Raw genomic sequence first — 20,681 nt, forward strand, 5'->3', positions numbered from 1 at the left:
GAAGCCCGGCCCAGCCGGCCGATCAGGGCCTGACCGCACTGCCACCGCGAGGCCCCCGGACCGAGAGCCCTGTCAAGCCGCCAGCCAGCGCTTTTCCAGCCCCTGGGAATGCCCGTAGCCCGCGCTGCAAAAGCGAGCGGCCACCCAGGGAAAATTTGCTGACACCTAGTAATGCCTAGGAAAAAACCTGTGTTGCAACCGTAAGATTCGCTTGCACTTGCAGATCGACCAGCCACAGTTCCTTGACTTTGGCCAGGTCGGCCCGGCGGCGCTGGCTAGCCTTCAGGCAATCGGCCAGTGCCGTCTTACTCACAGGAAGCCCTGCCATGTCCGCCCTCCACGCGCACCCGTCCGATCACCCCGCCGCCCGTCTGCTGGTCCTGCCGCTCGTTCTCGCGCTGGCCGCCTGCGGCGGCGGCAATGGCGCCGACGGCGCCGCCACCGACGCGCGCGCCAGCATCGCCGCCGCCAGCTCCGCCAGCGCCACCCTGGCCCGCCTCACCCTGGCCGGCGTGCCGGTCGAAAAGGCCCAGCGCTGGACCAAGGTCGGCACGGCCGAGAAGGCGCTCGCGCGCGCCACCTTCTCCGACCTGCCGCGCGACGAAGTGGGCGCCGCCGCCATGCTGGCCAGCAGCGCCGATCTGACAGACAGCGCGGTCACCGTCACTGCAACCACCGGGCGCGCCGGCATCGCCGCCGCGCCGGTACGCAGCTGGCGCCCGCCGACCGATACCGGCAGCGGCATCGACTATCCGATCGAGCGCTACCGTTCCTGGGTCGTGCGCGCGCACACGGTGGTGACCGACCCCGCCGGCAACACCATCAGCGCCTGGCTGGTCGACAGCGGCTTTGGCAATGCGACCTACAAGGCGCTGCATCGCGCCGCCGGCAGCTCGGTGTGGGTCAATGCCGACCTGCCGATGGGCCCCGAGGATCCGGACGGCTTCGAGGCGCTGTCCGATCTGCAAATCGTGCATGTGGCCGGCGGCGACGCGGTCGCGCTCTGGGCCTGGCGCAACGGCTCGCGCGGCGAACTGCGCAGCGCCTGGTACAACGCGGCGAGCGGCAGCTGGAGCGGCCCCTATCGCGTGCCCGGCGACCGCTTCGACGGCGTGAGCCTGGACAGCCCGCCGCGCCTCGTCTCCGACGGCCAGGGCGGCGCGCTGCTGGTCGGCATCGGCGGCCCGGCCAGCGACGACACCGGCTGGCAGCAGCTCGGCCTGTGGGTGGCGCATTTCGACACCGCCGCCAAGGCCTGGAAGACGCCGGTCAACCTGCGCCTGCTGACGCCCGCCTACAGCTGGGAAGGCACGCCGAGCGTGGTGACCAACAGCGACGGCAAGCTGCTGGTGGCCTACACCACGCGCTGTCTGGCGGATGGCCGCACCGCGACCTGGATCCAGCTCTACAACCCGCTCACCGGCGCCTCGCGCTGGCCCAATCTGCTGTCGGTCGACCAGCTGCGCGCCAGCGCGCCGCAGGTGCTGCCGCTGAGCTATGGCCGCGCGGTCGTGGCCTGGAGCGGCAGCGAGACCGAGACCGGCGCCTGGTGGCGCATGGTCGGCCCCGACAGCTGGCCGGTGACCGCCGCCGCCCGCGTGCCGGGCGCGCCGGCCAGCGTCATCGGCACCTCGGCGCGGCAGAACGACGCCTTCCTGTTCTACGGCGACGGCGCGCGGCCGCTGGCGCAATGGAAGGTGCAGCGCTTCGATGCGCGCAACCTGCGCTGGGATGCGGCAGTCGCCGCCTTCACCCAGACGCCGGACGACAGCAGCCCGCCGCAGTTCGCCGCCGACGGCGCCGGCAATCTGACCCTGGCCTGGGACGGCGGCGACGCGAGCGGCAATGCGCGCGAGCTGCGCACCCGGCGCTGGACCGCCGCCAGCGCCAGCTGGAGCGCGCCCAGCCTGCCCGGCGTGCATGCGATCGAGACCGGCAGCGCCGGCTACAGCGCCAGCTATCCGCGGCTGGCCGCCCAGGCCGACGGCCGCACCACGCTGCTCTGGACCAACACCACCGCCTACTACGGCAACACCGCGCCCTTCGTCTCCAGCTATGTCGTGCATCTGTGGAGCGCCGACTGGCAGTGACGGCTGCGGCATGCTCCGGCACCGGGCCGACGGGCGGCGCGGTGAAGGAGCGGGTATGGACAGCGGTGACAGGAACGGGCCGGCAGCGACGCCGGCGCCCATCGATCTGCCGGCGGCGCTGACGCGCCGACGTCTGCTGGCCGGCGCGCTGGCAGCGGGCGCCGGGCTGGCCGGGCGCGCGAGCCGGGCGGCCGGCGCGGATGGCGGCGCAGCGGCCGGCGCTGCCGGCAATGCAGACGCACGCGCCGCCGCCAACCCGGCCGACGCCGACTTCGCGGAACCGCAGCGCGGCGCCCGGCTGACCTTCCCGCGCGATCACGGCGCCCATCCGCGGTTTCGCACCGAGTGGTGGTACGTCACCGGCTGGCTCGATGCCGACGGCGCCGCGCCGCTCGGCTTCCAGATCACCTTCTTCCGCAGCCGGCTCGCGGTCGCTGCCGACAACGCCTCGCGCTTCGCGCCGCGCCAGATCGTGTTCGCGCATGTGGCGCTGTCCGATCCGGCCGCGGGCCATGCGCTGCATGACGACCGCGCGCTGCGCGCCGGCTTCGCCGACGCCGTCGCTGCCGAAGGCGATGCGCGCCTCGTGCTCGGCGACTGGTCGCTCGCGCGCGACGCCGCCAGCGACCGCTGGCAGGCCCGGCTGCCCGCGCGCGACTTCACGCTCGACCTGAGCTTTGCGCCGACCCAGCCGGCGATGCTGCAAGGCGACGCCGGCTGGTCGCAGAAATCGCCGGCGCTGCCCGGCCAGCCGGTGCCGGCCAGCCATTACTACTCGCTACCCGGGCTCGCCGTGACCGGCAGCGTCAGCCGCGCCGGCCGCGCCCGCGCCGTCAGCGGCCGCGCCTGGCTCGACCGCGAATGGTCGAGCCAGTACCTCGCGGCCGATGCCGCCGGCTGGGACTGGCTGGCGCTCAATCTCGACGACGGCGGCGCCTTCATGGCCTTCCGCATGCGCCGCAAGGGCGCCGGCGACGGCGCCGCGCCGCTCTGGCAGCACGCGAGCTGGCGCGCCGCCGGCAGCGCCACCGTCACCGATCCGGGCGCGCCGGCGCTGACCCCGCTGCGCTGGTGGACCAGCCCGCGCAGCGGCGCGCGCTATCCGGTCGCGATGGCGGTACAGCTCGGCGCGCGCCGGCTGGTGCTCGAACCGCTGCTCGACGATCAGGAGCTCGACTCGCGCCGCTCGACCGGCACCGTCTACTGGGAAGGCGCGGTGCGCGCGCTGGAGGACGGCCGCCGCGTCGGCCTCGGCTATCTCGAACTCACCGGCTATGCCGGCGCGCTCAAGCTCTGAGGCGGCGCTGTCGGCTTCGCGACAAAACCGGCACGGCACCAAATCTGCATGGCCCGGCGCCAGCGCTACTTAACTACTCCCGGAGAAACCGTGATCTACGTCGTTGAAGAACCGAAACAAGGCGATGTGAAGGCATGGTTCGCCTTCGACCTGCCGGATTTCATCCGCAAGGTCTACGCCCTCGGCGGCCGCGAGCCCTGGGAAATCTATGACGTGACCAGCGCGCGCGAACTGCTCGACCTGTTCGACAAGACGCCCGAGACCCCAGGAGTCAAGGACGACTGCCCGGCCGTCTATGCGCTCGGCGAAGCCCACGGCTGGGACACGCCGCTCTACCGCGCCGACGCGCTGCTCGGCGAAGGCGTCTACCAGCCCGAGCCGATCGAGGAAAAGGACGCCTGCGCCGCCGCCGTGGCGATCCGCGTCGACGGCCTGTGCCATGTGCTGTGGAGCGACAAGGAAGCCATCGCCGCGATGGAGAACGATCCCGACTTCGACAAGTACACCCACTTCTATGCCCGCTTCGCGCTGCGCGAGCAGATGGTGTCGGTCGAGGCGCTGGACGAGAACGGGCCGATCTGAAGCGGTCCGGCGGCCGCGCCCGAGCGGCCGCCACGGCGCGGCGATGCGGCAACTCCGCACGCTCGCGGCCCGGCCGACGGCCGTTGGCAAGCGCTTGGCAAGGCGCTCCGTGCGCGAATTGGCGCATCGCCGCCGGCCGTCGCCGGTGGCCGTTCACGGACTCATTCGCATGCCTTCGTTCCGCCCGCGCACTGCGGCACTTGCCGCGCTGCTGCTCGTTCTTGCCGCCTGCTCCAAGGAGGCGAAACGGCCCGCGCCACTGCCCTACACCATCGTCGACGTGCCCACGCCCGATCTCAGCGCGCCGGCTCCCGCCGACATCCCCGACACGCTCGACCTGCCAGCCGCCGACCGGGCCATGGCCGATCCGCCCGACCGCCCGGCGGACAAGCCGGTGGTCTGCCAGATCAACACCCGCGCCAACACCACCGGCCACGCCCGGCTCAAGCTCAGCTTCGTCGACCGCTTCGACCGGCTGCAACTCGACGACCAGCACTGGGCGCCGCATTTCGATGGCGGCCACGATCCGGTGACGCACCGCTGGTTCGGCTACGACGGACTCGTCAAGCGCTCGCTGCCCAACGGCGAGGAGCAGGTCTATGTCGATGCCGGCTTTCGCGGCACCGGCGCGATACCGCTCAAGCTCGACCCGTTCTCCATCAAGGATGGTGTGCTCGGCATCACCGCCGACCGCACGCCGCCCGAGCTCCGCTCGCTGCTGGGCAATGCCCACTTCACCTCGGGGCTGCTGTCGTCGCACAAGTTCTTCAGCCAGCGCTTCGGCTATTTCGAGCTGCGCGCGCGCATGCCGGCCGGCAAGGCGCTCTGGCCGGCGTTCTGGCTGCTGCCGACCGACCGACGCTGGCCGCCCGAACTGGACGTGTTCGAGGTGGCTGGCCAGAAGGTCGATCTGATCAAGTTCAACCTGAACTGGATCGACTCGAAGGGCTGGGCCCATTCGCCCTGCCAGACCCATGTGCCCGACGCTGCCAGCGCCTTCCATCTGTACGGCGTGCTGTGGACCGCCGATGTCGTCACCTGGTACATCGACCGCCAGCCGATCGCCAGCGCGCCCACGCCCGAGAGCATGCGCACGCCGATGTATCTGCTCATCAATCTGGCGGTCGGCAGCCACGGCAGCGTGGGCAAGTCCGACGCCAGCACGCCCGCGCCGGCCACGCTGCTGATCGACCATGTGGCGGCCTGGGCGCTCGACGACACGCATTGATGCATTGATCGCCGCCGGCCCGGGCGTCGGACGCGGCTGATCGAGCGCCGCCTGCGGCCCGTGCGCGCGGCACTCCGGTAACCCGAGCGCCCGCCGGCCGACCGGCACCGGCGCCAGAATCGGGCCTCGCCGGCCGCCTTCCGCAGGCCGACTCTCCTCCTGCGCCCATGCCCGATTCCCTCGCCCGTCCCGCCGACGCGGCGGCAGCCACGCCGGCCAGCCGCCCCGCCCTCGCCACCCTGGGCACGCTGCTGCCCTTCATCCGCCCTTACCGCGCCCGGCTCGGCTTTGCCTTCGTGCTGCTGATCGGCGCCTCGCTGGCGCTGCTGGCCGTGCCCTGGGCCTTCCGCGATCTGGTCGATCGCGGCTTCGTCGCCGGCCAGCCGGTCGGCGGCCATTTCCTCGGCCTGCTCGGCATTGCGCTGGCCTGGGCCGCGCTGATGGCCGGCCGCTTTTATCAAGTCAGCTGGCTCGGCGAGCGCGTGACCGCCGATCTCCGCATCGCGGTGCAACGCCGCATGCTGGCCCAGTCGCCCGAGTTTTTTGAAACAACCCGTACCGGCGAAGTGCTGTCGCGGCTGGTCGGCGACACCACCCTGGTGCAGACCGTCGTCGGCTCGTCGGCGTCGATGGGGCTGCGCAGCCTGTTCCAGCTCGCCGGCGGGCTGGCGATGCTCGGCGTGACCAGTCCGCGCCTGTTCGGCGTGACGCTGCTGCTGCTCGTGGTGGTGGTCGTGCCGCTGGTGATCGCCAGCCGGCGCGTGCGGCGCCAGTCGCGCGAATCGCAGGACCGCATCGCCGACAGCGCGGCGCTGGCCGGCGAGGTGCTCGGCGCGATCCAGACCGTGCAGGCCTATGCCCAGGAAGACCGCGAGGCCACGCGCCATGCCGAGAGCGTCGAGCGCAGCTTTGCCGTGGCGGTGCGCCGCAGCCGCACCCGCTCGCTGCTCATGGCCGCGATGATCGGCGGCGTGTTCGCGGCCATCGTCTTCGTGCTGTGGCTCGGCGCGCGCGACGTGATGGCCGGCCGCATGAGCCAGGGCGACCTCGCCGCCTTCGTGATGTACGCGGCCTTCGCGGCCAGCTCGGTCGGCGTGCTGGCCGAGGTGTGGAGCGATGTGCAGCGCGCCGCCGGCGCCACCGAGCGGCTGGCCGAGCTGCTCGCCGCCGAGCCATCGGTCGCCGCGCCGGCCGATCCCGAGCCGCTCGATGCCGATCTGATGGCGCTCGACCCGCGCGCCCACCGCAGCGCCGGCAGCGCCGCGCCGCCGCTGATCCGCTTCGACAACGTCGGCTTCCGCTATCCGTCGCGGCCGCTGGTGCAGGCGCTGGCCGGCTTCAGCCTGGATGTGCCGGCCGGCGCAACGGTCGCGCTTGTGGGCCCGAGCGGTGCCGGCAAGACCACCGTGTTCCAGCTGCTGCTGCGCTTCTACGACATCGAGTCGGGCGCGATCCGGTTTGCCGGCCACGACATCCGCCGGCTCGATCCGCGCGAGCTGCGCCGGCAGATCGGCGTGGTGGCGCAGGAGCCGGCGATCTTCTCGGCCGATGCGCTCGACAACATCCGCTACGGCCGGCCCGACGCGAGCGAGGCCGAGGTGATCGCCGCCGCGCGCGCCGCGCTGGCCGACGAGTTCATCGCCCGCCTGCCCGACGGCTACCGCACCTTCCTCGGCGAAAAGGGCGTGCGGCTGTCCGGCGGGCAGAAGCAGCGCATCGCGATTGCGCGCGCCATCCTCAAGAACCCGCCGGTGCTGCTGCTCGACGAGGCCACCAGCGCGCTCGACACCGAGAGCGAGAAGCTGGTGCAGGAAGGGCTGGAAGCGGCGATGCGCGGCCGCACGACGCTGGTCATCGCCCATCGGCTCAGCACGGTGCGCAAGGCCGATCTGATCGTGGTGGTCGAAGCCGGCCGCGTGGTGGAAATGGGCCCGCCCGGCGAGCTGCTGGCGCGCGGCGGCATGTATGCGCGGCTGGCCGGCCTGCAACCCGACGGCGAGCCGGTGACGGGCTGAGGCGCGTCAGGTGCCGCCGGCCGCGCGCCGCCGGCTCAGACCGCGCGCGCCAGCGTCGGCGCCACCTGGGCCAGCATGCGCAGATCGTCGACCGCGAGCGTGCCCGGCGCGACGCCGCGCCGCAGTGCCACCAGGCTGCCGGTGACCTGGCCGCGCTGGCGGATCGGTACCGCCAGCAGCCGGTCGTCGCCAGGCGCCGACGCAAACAGCCGCGGCGCGGCGGCCAGCTCCTCGGCGGCCCGCTCGCCGTCGAGCACCGCCGGCTGGCCGGTGACGAACACCCGGCCCGGCAGCCCCTGGCCCGGCGACCAGCCACGACCGCGCGCCTCGCTATCGGCATCGAGCTGCACGCCGCCGGTCAGCCGCAGCCGGCCATCGCCATCGGCCCGCACCACGGCCAGCCCGGCAAAGCCGGCGGCCTGACACAGCACCACCAGTACCTCCAGCTGACGGTCCGGCGCGGCGGCGTCGAGGGCATCGAGCGCGCGATGCAGCTGCTCGTCCGCAAGCGCCGGCTGCGCTGGCGGCGCGGAAACCTGGGTGGTTAGTTGGGGGGGCATGCTCGTTCCCGGTCGTTGACGGTGGCGGACGCCGGCAGGTTTGCCCGGCGGCCCACGGCTGAGGTTGCTCCTGCAACCTTGTCGCGGCGCAACAAAAGACTAAGCGGCGACTGCCAACGACAGCAAGTCAGGGGCTTTGCTGATGCCCGATCTGGTCGGTCGGATTACGTAGTTTCCCTAGAGAAAGCGCAGCGGGTGACAAGTTCACGCCCACTTTCCGGTGAAATCTGACTTCACGATGCAATGCAACATAAATCGAGAAAAACCCGCAGCGCCGACGGGTGGCCGCAAGCCGGGCTCAGTCGGCCTCGGCCAGCCCCGACAGCGAGCGCACCAGGCTGGCAACGCTCGGGTTCTCGACAAAGACGCAGCGCTTGCCGGTGCGCTTGCAGTGGTCCTTCACGCGCCAGTAGGCGGCATGGCTGATGCAGCCGGTCTGGCAGATGACCAGATCGGCGGCGGCCAGGCAGCTGTCGAGCTGGGCCGGCTTGTCCTCCAGCCCACCGTCGTGATGCAGGAAGCGCGCACCGCTGTCCTCGACGGTCTGGCGGTAGCGCGCCAGATGATTGACCCGGCCGCCGACGCAAAGCACGGCGCGGTCGCGCAGCGCGGCCGCCGGCAGCGGCGCCTGGCCGCCCGGTTCGGCCGGCACGGCGGCCGGCTCGGGGGCGGGCGCCGTGCCGGCCGACCTGGTGCTGAAGCATGTGGATGTCGCGGCAGATGCGCTCCTGCAGCAGCGGGTCGCAGCGCGGATGGGTGAGCGCGACCCAGAGCGCCGCGCCCACCTCGGCGCCGTCGGCCAGCGCGGCACGCCAGCGCGCCTCGACCGCATCGCCCGTCTTGAGCGCCGCCCATTGCCGGATCGCCAGCGCATGGCGCGCATCGAGATCGCGTTGCAGCGCCTCGGACAGCCGGTTGCGCGAGCGGCTCTCGGCCACCGCGCCCACATGCACCTCGTAATCGTCGCCCTGCACCGTGCCGCCGGTGACCTTGCCGACCAGCCGGCGCAGCGCATCGAGCCCGAAGCACACGCCGATCAGCGCGCAATGGGTCTCGTGCGGCAAGTCCCAGAGCCGGCGCCGGCGCGAACCGCCGGCCGCCGCAACCAGCGCCGGCAGCGGCAACGGCGCATCGCAATGAACCGCGCCCAGACCCAGCGGCAGGCGCATGAAGTGATCGCACATCGCAAACCTCTCGAACGGACAAGGCACCCGCTGGCGACGGCTTGCGCGGTGCAACCGGGCGCATGCGGCAGTGCCGCAGCTCCCGTCGCCTGCAATCTAGATGCGAACGATTCTCATTGCAAGCCATCTGGCGGCGCCGGTCGGCCAACGCGGTGACCGCAGGTATCCCGGGCCCGACCGGGTAACGGGCTGTCACCGCGCGTCGCACCTGAAGCGAGCCGCCAGGCCAAGACTGCGGCCCGCACGCGCCGGCACGCCGGCGCCTGCCCACACCAACAAGGAGAGCCACATGAACCGATTCCTGCAACGCAGCACCCTGGCCCTGGCCGCGACCGCCGTGCTCGCCACCGGCTGCGCCAACATGAACGACACCCAGAGCAATACCGCCAAGGGCGCCGGTGCCGGCGCGGCCGCCGGTGCCGCGCTGGGCGCGCTGACTGCCGGCGGCCACACCGGCCGCAGCGCCGTGACCGGCGGCGTGATCGGTGCCGGCGTCGGCGCGCTCGGCGCCTACATCTGGTCGCAGCGCATGGAGCAGCAAAAGCAGTCGATGCAGCGCGCCACCCAGGGCACCGGCGTGGCCGTGACCCAGACGCCCGACAACCAGCTCAAGCTCGACATCCCGAGCGACATCTCGTTCGAGACCGGCCGCGCCGACATCGAACCCAACTTCCGCAGCATCCTCGACCAGTTCGCCAGCGGGCTGAAGCAGAACCCGGCCGCGACGGTGCGCATCGTCGGCCATACCGACAGCACCGGCAGCGACGCCATCAACGATCCGCTCAGCCTCGACCGCGCCAACAGCGTGCGCGCCTATCTGGTGAACCGCGGCGTGCCCGGCGCCAATGTGGCGACCGCCGGCCGCGGCTCGCATGAGCCGATCGCCAGCAATGCCACCGAGGCCGGCCGCGCGCGCAACCGGCGCGTGGAGATCTACATGGGCGAGCAGACGACGGCTGCGCGCTGAGCGGAGCGCCGGGCTGGCCGTCGGCGCGCTGGCCCGACTGCGCGGCCCGCCGCCGAGCAGCCCGGCCCGCGCGGCGGCATTGCCAGCGCCGCGCCCGGCGGCCACACTCGCGGGCTTTTCGTTCTGGACGCATCCGGCCCGGAGCCCGCCATGAAGCCCTACCTCGATCTCCTCCGCCACATTCTCGACGAGGGCCACGACCGGCCCGACCGCACCGGCACCGGCACCCGCGCGGTGTTCGGTCACCAGATGCGCTTCGACCTCGCCGACGGCTTTCCGCTCATCACCACCAAGAAGCTGCATGTGCGCAGCATCTTCATCGAGCTGCTCTGGTTTCTGCGCGGCGACACCAACGTCAAGTGGCTGCATGAGCACAAGGTGAGCATCTGGGACGAATGGGCCGACGCCAACGGCGACCTCGGCCCGGTGTACGGCAAGCAATGGCGCGACTGGGCCACCGCCGACGGCCGCCACGTCGACCAGATCGCCGAGCTCATCGCCCAGATCAAGCGCGACCCGAATTCGCGCCGCCAGCTGGTCAGCGCCTGGAACGTGGGCGACCTGCCCGACATGAAGCTCGCGCCCTGCCACTGCCTGTTCCAGACCGCCGTCATCGACGGCAAGCTGCATTTGCAGCTGTACCAGCGCTCCTGCGACGTGTTCCTCGGCGTGCCGTTCAACATCGCCAGCTATGCGCTGCTGCTGATGCTGATCGCGCACCAGTGCGACCTGGAGCCGGGCACCTTCGTGTGGACCGGCGGCGATGTGCATCTGTACAGCAACCATCTGGAGCAGGCGCGCGAGCAACTCGGGCGCGAGCCGTTCCCGCTGCCGAAGCTCGTCATCAAGCGCAAGCCCGACAGCATCGACGGCTACGAGTACGAGGATTTCGAGCTGGTCGGCTACGAGGCGCATCCGCACATCAAGGCGGCGGTGGCGATCTGATGAGCCGGCTTTCCGTCATCGTCGCCGTCGCGCGCAACGGCATCATCGGCCGCGACAACAGCCTGCCCTGGCGGCTGCCGGCCGACCTCAGGCATTTCAAGGCCACCACGCTCGGCGCGCCCATCGTCATGGGCCGCAACACCTGGGAATCGCTGGGCCGGCCGCTGCCCGGGCGCCGCAACATCGTGGTGAGCCGCAACCCGGACTACGCGGCGGCCGGCGCCGAGGTGGTCGGCTCGCTCGACGCGGCGCTGGCGCTCGCGGCCGACGCGCCCGAGGTGTTCGTGATCGGCGGCGCCCAGCTCTATGCACTGGCGTTCGCGCGCGCCGAGCGCTTCGTGATTACCGAAGTGGCGCTCGATCCCGACGGCGACACGCGACTGCCGCCGCTGCCGGCCGGGCTGGTGGAAGTGGCGCGCGAAACGCATCCGGCCGATGCCGCGACCGGCGCGCCGGCGCATGCGTTCGTGGAGTACCGGCGCTGCTGAAAGCTGATTAAAAATGATGCGATTGGCAGCAAGAATATTGCTGGTTACTCTTGCACCAATCCGCATCAGTTCTTGATGGGAACAAATAGTCAACCGGAGAATTTAATGGAAATTCAGAAATCCGTCGTTTACAATCTCCAAGTATGCCGCGACTCGTTAGCAAATGACCGAGTCATGAACATTGAAAGCCCACTCCCATTCAATTCATTTTCAATAGGCGACAAATTTTATTTAAATTCCCAGCAAGCAGAACATTGGTTCCCAGAATATAACCTGCTGAAATTTGCCATTATCGTTGACAAATCCCACCACATAACCGATACAGACACCATCATCATTCATGCAACCTATATTGCCATCTCGGCAAAAGATTCACCCAAAGAATAAACCAGTGCTGCGAAAATCTCATTAATGAAACCTCCTCCGAGCTTAGCATGAACACAAAAGGAATATTTCTTAGCCACAATCACGCGGACAAAGCATTCGTACGCCGCCTAGCAATCGATTTAGACGCACAGGGAATTCAATGCTGGCTGGATGAGGCGGAAATCAAGATTGGCGACTCACTCATCGAAAAAATCCGTACCGGCATAGACGAAATGGACTTTGTTGCGATAATTTTATCGCCCGCCTCAGTCAACTCATCTTGGGTGCAGCGGGAGATGGATGTAGCAATGAATCAAGAAATTGCAGGGCGCAGGATCAAAGTACTTCCAATCATGTATCGCAAATGCGAGTTACCGGGCTTTCTCTTGGGAAAACGCTACGCCGACTTTCAAGACGAGTCACGTTACATGATCGAACTTGAAGGCTTGGTACGCAGCATGGATATCGTTTTCAACAGAAAAGCGTTCGTACTACAAAGCACCAACTCCAATCTTGGCATTGCAATCGACAAGGCACTCCGGCAATCACTCCCATTGTTACCCAAACCCTTTCACAGACCATTTCAATATGTCGGATGCACAGTACAACAAGCCGCCGAACTCACAGGCGGCATACCGAATAGCGCTAGCAATATCATCATTGACACAAATGACTGCCATCTATTTCTTGAGGCCGAAGGAAACTTCATCAGTTATGCATACATCGAAATAAAATGTACTGCCCCTCGCTATCAGAATACTGAGTTTGATTCAGAACCAATCCTTGAAGCATTAAGCATCAATCCGAACGAGCTCGAATTCATTCGTAAAAGTACGCACGCACACATTTATTACGATCACCGTCGCAGGCTAAAAGTCAATGTTGCCTGCCTGTTTGATGGCGCACCATTTTCGGTAGGTTTTAGCAGTAAGTATTACGGCATGTAGCCCGACTCGACCATTCGAACCACCAAATACCCAAGAAATCAATTTCATTATTGATGACTTGCACCAATAAGAATTCGATAACAAATACTTGAATTAAAAGCTTTATGTAATTACCTGCTTCTGCCCCGCCATCCACCGCACAAAATCCTCCGGCGCCATCGCCGGCGCGAACAGCCAGCCCTGGGCGCAATCGCAGCCCAGTTCCTTGAGCAGCGCGGCGGTGGCTGCGTCCTCCACGCCCTCCGCCACGGTCGACAGGCCGAGCGTGCGCGCCAGTTCCAGCGTGCTTTGCACCATCGCGCGCGCGGTGCGGTCGTGCATGGCCTGCTGCACGAAGCTGCGGTCCAGCTTCAGCTCCGAGAACGGCAGCCGGTAGAGCTGCTCCAGCGTGGAATGGCCGGTGCCGAAATCGTCGATCGACAGCCGGAAGCCGCGCATGCGCAGCCGCGCCACATTGCCGGCCGCCGCCGCCGATTGCGCCGCCGCCGCGCCTTCGGTGATCTCGAACATCAGATGCTCGCGCGCGATGCCGGCCGCCTCGACCGCCGCCGCGAGGCGGGGCAGCGCCTCGGTGCCGGCGATGCTGTCGAGCCCGAGATTGAGCGCCACCACGAAGCCCGGCCGGCGCGCCAGGATGGCCGGCAGCGCGCGGCCGAGCTGGCCGATCAGCGTCAGCGTGGTGTCCAGCTCGCGGCCGTCGGTCGCCACCTGGGGCCAGAACTGGCCCGGCAGCATCACGCCGCCGGCGCCCAGGTCGAGCCGCGCGAGCGCCTCGGCACCGACCACGCGGCCGCTGGCCAGCTCGATCTTGGGTTGCAGCCAGGCCACCACGCGGCCGTCGGCCAGGGCGGCGCGCAGTTCGCGCAGGCCGATGCGGGCGGCGCTGCCGGCGTCGGTCGGCAGCAGCAGGCTTTCGCCGGCCAGCAGGCGCCAGCGCATGAGCAGATCGGCCAGCTCGGCGGCGGCGAGCGGCTTGGCCCAGGTGCCGAGCAGGCGCTGGCTGTCGGCGCCGCCGAGCAGCGCGGCCGAGCGCAGCACATCGGCATCGTGGGCGCTGAGCAGGGCGATGGCGCCGCGCGGATTGGCGGCATCGAAATGGCGCAGCAGTTCCAGCCCGTCCATGCCCGGCATGTCGAGGTCGCAGAGCACCAGCCAGGCTTCGTCGCCGTGCGCATGCAGCCAGCGCAGCGCGGCGGCGCCGTCCTCGGCTTCGGCCACGCTGCCGGCGCCGGCGGCGCGCAGCTGGCGCGCCAGCGTGCGGCGCTGGAACGGCTCGTCGTCGACGACGAGTACCTGCAACTCGCCGTCGGCCGGCTGGGTCGGCACGGCGCTCATCTGCGCGGCGGATTGGGCAGCGGCGGCGGAAAGTCGGGCTCGGCGGCGCCGGCGGGCTGCTCGGCGCGGCGCACCGGCAGGGCCGAGCGCAGCCGCTCGAAATTGGCGACCAGATCGCCGACCTGGCTGGCGATGCGCGCGGCGCGCCGGGTTTCGCCGGGCTGGGTGGCGTGGGCAAGCGAGGCCAGCGGCACGGTGGCGGCCACGTCGTCGCCCTGCGAGCTGGCCGAGGCGATGCCGGCCTGCTCCTCGATGCGCGCGGCCGCCTCGGCCAGCCGGCCGGCGCCGATGACGCGCGCCGCGCCCTTCAGCCGATGCGCGGCACGGCGCAGCGCCGCACCGTCGCCCTCGGCGGCGGCGCTGCGGACCGCGTCGAGGTCGGCCTGGGCCGATTGCATGAATTCGCTCGCCACTTCGCTGAGCTGGCCGGCATCGCCGCCGGCGGCATCGAGCAGCCGGCGCGGCTCGTAGAGCATGGCGTCGCGCGGCAGCGGCGTGAGGTCGAGCGGCGGCACGTCGAGCGGCTGGGTCGGGCTGGCGCCGCCGGCGCTCCAGGGCTTGGGCGCGACCTTGGCCGGCGCGCCGAGCCAGCGGTCGAGCTTGGCGCGCAGGCCGGCCAGCTCGGCCGGCTTGGTCAGCACATCGTCCATGCCGGCAGCCAGGCAGGCGTCGAGCGCCTCCCGGTGGCTGTTGGCGGTAAAGCCCAGCAGCGGCGTGCGCGGCAGGTTGTGGATGCGCTCGTGCTCGCGCAGCAGGCGGGCGAACTGGTAGCCGTCCATGCCGGGCATCTGGCAGTCCGAGATCACCAGCCGCCAGCGCCGCTGGCCGAAGGCGTCGAGCGCGCGCTGGCCGTTCTCGGCGCATTCGGCGCCATGGCCCAGCACGCGCAGCTGCTGGCGCAGCAGGCGCAGATTGGTCGGATGGTCGTCGACCACCAGGATGTCGGGCTCGGCCGCCACGGCGGCGTCGGGCGCGCCGCCGGCCGCTTCGACGCCGAGCGCCGCCATCACGTTGGTGCGGGTGAAGGGGTCGAGCGAATTGACCGCCGGCGCGCCGACCACCGCCAGCTCGACCGTGAGCGTGAGCTGGGTGCCGGTGCCGAGCCGGCTTTGCACATCGATGCGCGCGCCCATCAGATCGGCGATGCGGCGACTGATGGCCAGGCCCAGACCGGTGCCGCCGAACTCGCGCGTGGTGGCCGAGTCGGCCTGCTCGAAGGGCTGGAACAGCTTGGCGACGGTGTCGGGCGCCATGCCGATGCCGGTATCGCTGACCGAGATGCGCAGCCGCTGCTGGCGCAGGCCGCGCGGGCCCAGCTCGGTCGGCTCGGCGGCGACGCGCAGCACGACGCTGCCGGCGCGGGTGAACTTGACCGCATTGCTGAGGAAGTTGCTGAGGATCTGGCGCAGCCGGTGGCCGTCGACCAGATGGGTCGGTTCCAGCAGGCCGTCGATGTGGCAGTCGAGCCGCACGCCCTTCTCGCGCGCGCTGGCCTCGAACACGCGCGCCAGGTTGCGCGCCAGATCGGCGATGGCGAAGGGCTCGGGCGCGAGCGACAGCTTGCCGGCCTCGATCTTGGAAAAGTCGAGCACATCGTCGATCAGCACCAGCAGCGAGGCGCTGGCCTCGCGCACCAGCGCCACGGTCTCGCGCTGGCGGTCCTCGAGCCTGGTCATGCTGAGCAGTTCGAGCATGCCGATGATGGCGTTCATCGGCGTGCGGATCTCATGGCTGATGGTGGCCAGAAAGCTGCTCTTGGCGCGCGAGCCGGCCTCGGCCGCATCGCGCGCGGCTTCGAGCGCGGCCTTGGCGCGGCGCCGCTCGCTGATGTCGCGCAGAAAGATCGCGAACGGCGCGCCGCGTTCATCGCGCAGCCGGGCGATGGCCACTTCCACCGGCAGCTCGCTGCCGTCGCAGCGGCGCAGCTGCTGGTCGAAGCGCAGCCGCGCGCCGCGCGCCGCGACCCAGGCTTCGAATTCATCCTCGGGCCACTGGCTGCGCGGCCGGGCCAGCGGCGCCAGCGCATCGAGCAGCGAGCGCTCGGCCGCCTCGGCGGCGCTGCAGCCAAGCAGCGCCTCGGCAGCGGTATTCAGTTCAAGGATGCGGCCGGCGCGGTCGACCATCACATAGCCGTCGCTCGCCACGCGGATCAGCGCGCCCATGCGGCGGCGCTCGATGTCAAGCTGGCGCGCCTGCTGGCGCATGCGTTCGTCGAGTTCCTCGTGCACCTCGGTGAGCAGACGTTGGGCCCGGCGCGCCCGCGCGCAATGGGCCAGATCGGCGGCCCGGCTGGCCGCCAGCACGGCGGCGATCGCCGCCACCATCGCCAGCTCGGCATCGAGCCAGCCGCGCCTGGCCAGCAACCCGAGCGGCGCCCAGCACAGCAGTCCGGTGAGCGCGCCGACGAGTGCAATCCACGGCCCGTCGTCGAGCCGCGCCGACCAGCCGCGCTCGGCGCCCGGCGGCGCGATCAGGCGCGGCCAGAACCACAGCCCGGCAAAGGTCAGCGCGCAGGCAAGCGGCAGGAGAAGCAGGACTGTGTCGGCGGGCATGGCGGGCGGAGGGCGGAAACGTCGCGACAGCGATTGTCCCGACCGAAGCGGCCGCGCCATGCGGGGATTTGCTGCGGAGAGTCGGGACTGTTCGGGGCATCCGACATCGCCGAGCGGGGTGCGGAACCGGCTGCAAGCGTTTGCAGGCCCTGCCGCAAATGTGAGTCCGGACATTCGCGCGCGACGCGCGCCGCAGCGCAAGAACAAGCGAGCGCCAACATTTCACGATGCGGTGAAACGTTAGAAATCGGTTACCTCGCGAACGCAAGCATGCGCCGGTCGATTGCACCCAGCAAAAATCCGGAGCGTTCATGCCTGCAAATCCCACCTGGCGCGACATCGTCGAGTCGGCCCGCGCCGATGCGCCCGACCAGGTCGCCTTCACCTTTCTCGGCTCGGCCAGCGAAGGCGACATCGCCTGCACCTATCGCGAGCTGTCGGATGCGGCGCGCGCCATCGCCGCCCACCTCGTGGCCGCGGGCCTGGCCGGAGAACGCGCGGTACTGCTTTATCCGCCCGGCCCCGACTATGTGCGCGCCCTGCTCGGCTGCCTGTATGCCGGCGTGACCGCAGTGCCGGTGTACGCGCCGCGCCCCAATGCCTCGTATGCGCGCATCGAGCAGGTGCTGGCCAGCGCGGACGCGGCGGTACTGCTGTCGTCGCAGCGCACGCTCGACACGCTGGCCACGACCGAATGGGGCCGGCCGATCGCCGCGCGCGCACGCTGGCTCGCCACCGACGCCATCGACGCCGCCGACGCCCACGCCTGGACCGAGACGCCGCTCGACGCCGGCACGCTCGCGGTGCTCCAGTTCACCTCCGGCTCCACCGGCACGCCGAAGGGCGTGATGCTCGAACACCGCCATCTGGTCACCAACTCGCGGATGATCCAGCGCGCCATGGACTGCACGCCGGCCGACGTCGGCGTGATCTGGCTGCCGCCGTATCACGACATGGGCCTGATCGGCGGACTGCTCCAGCCGATGTACACGCGCTGCCCGGTCTGGCTGATGAGCCCCTACACCTTCCTGCAGCGGCCGCTGCGCTGGCTCGACGTGATGACCCGGGTCGGCGGCAGCATCAGCTCGGCGCCCAACTTTGCCTACGAGCTGTGCGCCAGCCGGGTGCGGCCCGACCAGCTCGCGGCGCTCGACCTGTCGGCCTGGCGGCTCGCGGCCAACGGCGCCGAGCCGGTGCGCGCCGACACGCTGCGCCGCTTTGCCGACGCCTTCGCGCCGGCCGGCTTCCGCGCCAGCGCCTTCTTCCCCTGCTACGGCATGGCCGAGACCACGCTTTACGTGAGCGGCGCCACGCCCGGCGCCGGCGCCCGCGTGCTCGCCGCCGAGCGCGCCAGCCTCGGCCAGGGCCAGGTGCGCGCCGCCGCGCCCGACGCGGCCGACGCGCTCCCGCTCGTCAGCAGCGGCCGGCCCGATCCCGACACCCGCGTCGTCATCGTCGACGCCGACAGCGGCGCGCCGCTGCCGGCCGGCGCCATCGGCGAAATCCTGGTGCAGGGCGAAACCGTGGCCGCCGGCTACTGGCGCCGGCCCGCCGACAGCGCCACCACCTTCGATGCGCGCATCGACGGCGAGCCGGGCAGCTGGCTGCGCACCGGCGACCTCGGCGCCCTGGTCGACGGCGAGCTCTACGTCACCGGCCGCATCAAGGAAATGATCATCGTGCGCGGCGCCAACCACTACCCGCACGACATCGAGGCGACGCTGGCCGACCTGCCCGACGGCCAGCGCCCGCGCGGCGCGGCCGCCTTCGCGCTCGACGCCGGCGATGGCGAGGGCCTGGGCCTGGTGGTCGAACTCGACCGCCATCAGCTCGCCGCCGACCCCGCGCCGCTCGCCGCCGCAATCCGCGACGCGGTCGCGCGCGAGCACCAGTTGCAGATCGTCCGGCTCGCCTTCGTGCGGCCGGGCGGCATCCCGCGCACCTCGAGCGGCAAGACCCAGCGCCGGCTCGCGCGCGAACGGCTGCTGGCCGGCGAGCTCGCGCTGGCCAGCCCGCCGGCCAACGATTTCGAACTCGAAGGAAGCCTCGCATGACCCGCGCCCACTACCCGCTGGCCGACCGTTTCGAGCACTGGCTCGGCGATCCGCTCACGCCCGACAACCTGCTTTCGTTTCGCAACGCCATCGCCTGGGACGAGGACGAAGCGCTGCCCGACGCCGCCGTGACCCGGCTGCACAACTTCGGCCTGCACCGCGGCTATGTGCCGCGCGCGCTCGGCGGCGAGTTCGACGACAGCGAGAGCTTTCTGGCGCTGGGCCGCACGCTGGCGCGCCGCAACATGTCGGTGGCGGTGAGCTACAGCACCATGCTGTGGACCGTGCTGGCCTGGATCGGCGGCAGCGCCGAGCAGCAGCGCCGCATCGCCGGCTGGGTGCTCGACGCCGGCCAGTTCCCCTGCCTGGCCTATTCGGAGGAACAGCACGGCGCCGACCTGACGGCCAACGACCTGCGCGCCAGCCGCGACGGCGCCGACTACCGCCTGCGCGGCGAGAAATGGCCGATCAACCGCGCCACCCGCAGCGACTTCCTGGTGATGCTGGCGCGCACCGATGCCGGCCCGCATCTGCGCAACCATTCGCTGTTCATCGTGCACAAGAGCTGGCTCGACGCGAGCCGCTACTACCACCTGCCGCGCGTGCGCACCCACGGCCTGCGCGGCTGCGACATCAGCGGCATCGGCTTTCGCGACTGCCGCATGCCCGCCATGGCGCGCATCGGCGCCGAGGGCCACGGACTCGAACTCGCGCTCAAGGGCTTCCAGGTCACGCGCACCTACTGCACCGCGCTGTCGCTCGGCGTGGGCGACAGCGCGCTGCGCCTGGTCACCGACTTCGCGCGCCGGCGCCAGCTCTACGGCAACAGCATCGACCGCCTGCCGCATGTGGCCGACACGCTCGCCAACGCCTATCTCTCGCAGCTCATGGCCGAGTGCGTGGCGCTGGTCGCGGCGCGCGGACTGCATCTGCATGCCGAGCAGTTCTCGACCTGGTCGAGCATCGCCAAGGTGCAGGCCACGCATCTGGTCGACAACGCCATGCACGAACTCGCCGCCGTGCTCGGCGCGCGCTACTACCTGCGCGAGAAGCACGCCGACGGCATGTTCCAGAAGTTCCTGCGCGACGGCGCGGTGGTGGCGGTGTTCGACGGCAGCAGCATCGTCTGCCTCGACAGTCTCGCCACCTTCCTGCCCGAGCTGGCGCGCGCCCGCCAGCGCGGCCTGCGGCTCGACGCCACCGCCATCGACGCGCTCTACGACCTCGACCGCGCCCTGCCGCCGCTCGACTACGGCCGGCTCACGCTGTTCGGCCGTGGCCGCGACGCCGTCATCGAAAGCCTGCCCGCGCTGGCCGACCGGCTTGCCGCGCTCGACGCCGATGCCGACTGCCCGGCCGACCGGCTCGCCGCGCTCGGCCGCGCCGTCGCGCAGCTGGCCGACGCCATCGCCGCCATCGACACCGAAACGCTCGCCGACGCCACGCCGCGCGGCCAGCGCAACTCGGCGCGCCGCTTCGCGCTGGCCGAACGCTATTGCGCGCTGCACGGCGCGGTCGCCGCGCTCGGCCTGTGGCTGCTCAACCGCGACCGCCGGCCCGGCTTCTTCGCCGCCGGCCACTGGCTGCTCGCCGCGCTCGAACGCGGCGCCGACGCCCGCTTCACCGCCGGCCAGCTCGGCGCCGACGCCACCGCCGCGCTGATCGACCGGCTCGACGCCCAGACCGTCGAGCCGCAGATGTACTCGCTGCTGCCCTGGCCGCTGGCGCCCGAAGGCGCGCGCGAAGCCGACCCCGAATTCGAACCGACACCGCAACCGGAATCCCGCCATGAATCTCTCTTCGCCTGACCTCGCCACCAGCCTGCGCAGCCTGCTCGCCGACCTGCTCGGCCGCGAACTGCGGATCCCGCCGCACGAGGTCGATCCGGCCCGCGCGCTGACCAGCTACGGCCTCGACTCGATCGCCGCGCTCACCGTCTCTGGCGAGCTGGAAGAGCGGCTCGGGCTCGAACTCGAACCGACGCTGCTGTGGGACTGCCCGACCATCGACGCCATCGCCGACCACCTGGCCGGCCATCTCGCCGCCCGCGCCGCCTGAACCGGAGCCGCCG

Annotated in this window: 18 protein-coding genes; 14 read left to right on the forward strand and 4 right to left on the reverse strand. The window is 70.4% G+C overall.

Annotation, left to right across the window (positions count from 1 at the left end; translation table 11 throughout):
* Positions 1 to 326 precede the first annotated feature (326 nt).
* The 5 genes from B9P64_RS00360 (at position 327) to B9P64_RS00375 (ending at position 7,212) form a co-directional block, all read left to right on the forward strand.
* Positions 327 to 2,090 carry a hypothetical protein gene (locus B9P64_RS00360; protein WP_085314294.1) on the forward strand — a complete coding sequence of 588 codons (1,764 nt, stop codon included), beginning with the start codon at positions 327 to 329 and terminating at the stop codon, positions 2,088 to 2,090.
* Between the two features lie 55 nt (positions 2,091 to 2,145).
* Positions 2,146 to 3,387 carry a lipocalin-like domain-containing protein gene (locus B9P64_RS00365; RefSeq protein WP_085314295.1) on the forward strand — a complete coding sequence of 414 codons (1,242 nt, stop codon included), beginning with the start codon at positions 2,146 to 2,148 and terminating at the stop codon, positions 3,385 to 3,387.
* Between the two features lie 90 nt (positions 3,388 to 3,477).
* Positions 3,478 to 3,969, forward strand: coding sequence for a hypothetical protein (locus tag B9P64_RS24860; RefSeq protein WP_176256664.1), 492 nt, complete (start codon positions 3,478 to 3,480; stop codon positions 3,967 to 3,969).
* Positions 3,970 to 4,138: 169 nt separating this feature from the next.
* The gene (locus B9P64_RS00370) at positions 4,139 to 5,197 is read left to right on the forward strand and encodes a glycoside hydrolase family 16 protein (protein ID WP_176256665.1); all 1,059 of its coding nucleotides are present in this window, start codon (positions 4,139 to 4,141) and stop codon (positions 5,195 to 5,197) included.
* A gap of 167 nt (positions 5,198 to 5,364) precedes the next feature.
* On the forward strand, positions 5,365 to 7,212 hold the full coding sequence (locus B9P64_RS00375) for an ABC transporter transmembrane domain-containing protein (protein WP_085314297.1): 1,848 nt from the start codon (positions 5,365 to 5,367) through the stop codon (positions 7,210 to 7,212).
* A 35-nt stretch (positions 7,213 to 7,247) separates the two neighbouring features.
* Here B9P64_RS00375 and B9P64_RS00380 read toward each other — a convergent pair whose 3' ends face one another.
* Positions 7,248 to 7,772, reverse strand: coding sequence for a GAF domain-containing protein (locus tag B9P64_RS00380; RefSeq protein ID WP_085314298.1), 525 nt, complete (start codon positions 7,770 to 7,772; stop codon positions 7,248 to 7,250).
* A 298-nt stretch (positions 7,773 to 8,070) separates the two neighbouring features.
* The gene (locus tag B9P64_RS29145) at positions 8,071 to 8,424 is read right to left on the reverse strand and encodes a DUF2325 domain-containing protein (protein ID WP_328589838.1); all 354 of its coding nucleotides are present in this window, start codon (positions 8,422 to 8,424) and stop codon (positions 8,071 to 8,073) included.
* Positions 8,425 to 8,449: 25 nt separating this feature from the next.
* Between B9P64_RS29145 and B9P64_RS29150 the strand changes: the two genes are divergently transcribed.
* The 6 genes from B9P64_RS29150 to B9P64_RS00405 all read left to right on the forward strand — a co-directional run bounded on the left by B9P64_RS29150 (position 8,450) and on the right by B9P64_RS00405 (position 12,669).
* Positions 8,450 to 9,112, forward strand: coding sequence for a hypothetical protein (locus B9P64_RS29150; protein ID WP_328589839.1), 663 nt, complete (start codon positions 8,450 to 8,452; stop codon positions 9,110 to 9,112).
* Positions 9,113 to 9,245: 133 nt separating this feature from the next.
* Positions 9,246 to 9,923: an OmpA family protein gene (locus tag B9P64_RS00390; RefSeq protein WP_085314299.1), complete on the forward strand. Its 678-nt coding sequence runs from the start codon at positions 9,246 to 9,248 to the stop codon at positions 9,921 to 9,923.
* 150 nt (positions 9,924 to 10,073) lie between these two features.
* Positions 10,074 to 10,868 carry a thymidylate synthase gene (thyA, locus tag B9P64_RS00395; RefSeq protein ID WP_085314300.1) on the forward strand — a complete coding sequence of 265 codons (795 nt, stop codon included), beginning with the start codon at positions 10,074 to 10,076 and terminating at the stop codon, positions 10,866 to 10,868.
* Positions 10,868 to 11,356: a dihydrofolate reductase gene (locus B9P64_RS00400; protein ID WP_085314301.1), complete on the forward strand. Its 489-nt coding sequence runs from the start codon at positions 10,868 to 10,870 to the stop codon at positions 11,354 to 11,356. The genes thyA and B9P64_RS00400 overlap by 1 nt, the downstream gene beginning before the upstream one ends.
* 174 nt (positions 11,357 to 11,530) lie before the next feature.
* Positions 11,531 to 11,743 carry a hypothetical protein gene (locus tag B9P64_RS23415; protein WP_176256666.1) on the forward strand — a complete coding sequence of 71 codons (213 nt, stop codon included), beginning with the start codon at positions 11,531 to 11,533 and terminating at the stop codon, positions 11,741 to 11,743.
* A 47-nt stretch (positions 11,744 to 11,790) separates the two neighbouring features.
* Positions 11,791 to 12,669, forward strand: coding sequence for a toll/interleukin-1 receptor domain-containing protein (locus B9P64_RS00405; protein WP_085314302.1), 879 nt, complete (start codon positions 11,791 to 11,793; stop codon positions 12,667 to 12,669).
* Positions 12,670 to 12,771: 102 nt separating this feature from the next.
* Here the strand turns inward: B9P64_RS00405 and B9P64_RS00410 are convergent, their stop codons facing one another.
* A complete protein-coding gene (locus B9P64_RS00410) occupies positions 12,772 to 14,004 on the reverse strand; it encodes an EAL domain-containing response regulator (protein ID WP_085314303.1) in 1,233 nt (410 codons plus the stop codon).
* Positions 14,001 to 16,556 (reverse strand): hybrid sensor histidine kinase/response regulator, encoded by a 2,556-nt coding sequence (locus B9P64_RS00415; RefSeq protein WP_176256667.1) that lies wholly within the window; start codon positions 16,554 to 16,556, stop codon positions 14,001 to 14,003. Before B9P64_RS00415 ends, B9P64_RS00410 begins: the two co-directional genes overlap by 4 nt.
* Positions 16,557 to 16,867: 311 nt before the next feature.
* Here B9P64_RS00415 and B9P64_RS00420 point away from each other — a divergent pair, with 311 nt between their 5' ends.
* The 3 genes from B9P64_RS00420 to B9P64_RS00430 are packed head-to-tail and all read left to right on the forward strand — an operon-like array spanning position 16,868 to position 20,668.
* Positions 16,868 to 18,610: a fatty acyl-AMP ligase gene (locus B9P64_RS00420; protein ID WP_085314305.1), complete on the forward strand. Its 1,743-nt coding sequence runs from the start codon at positions 16,868 to 16,870 to the stop codon at positions 18,608 to 18,610.
* Positions 18,607 to 20,418 (forward strand): acyl-CoA dehydrogenase family protein, encoded by a 1,812-nt coding sequence (locus tag B9P64_RS00425; RefSeq protein ID WP_085314306.1) that lies wholly within the window; start codon positions 18,607 to 18,609, stop codon positions 20,416 to 20,418. Before B9P64_RS00420 ends, B9P64_RS00425 begins: the two co-directional genes overlap by 4 nt.
* Complete coding sequence (locus tag B9P64_RS00430; protein ID WP_085314307.1) at positions 20,399 to 20,668, forward strand: acyl carrier protein; 270 nt, start codon at positions 20,399 to 20,401, stop codon at positions 20,666 to 20,668. Before B9P64_RS00425 ends, B9P64_RS00430 begins: the two co-directional genes overlap by 20 nt.
* Positions 20,669 to 20,681: the final 13 nt, after the last annotated feature.

It is taken from the genome of Derxia lacustris (genome assembly GCF_002105195.1).
Lineage (GTDB): Bacteria > Pseudomonadota > Gammaproteobacteria > Burkholderiales > Burkholderiaceae_E > Derxia > Derxia lacustris.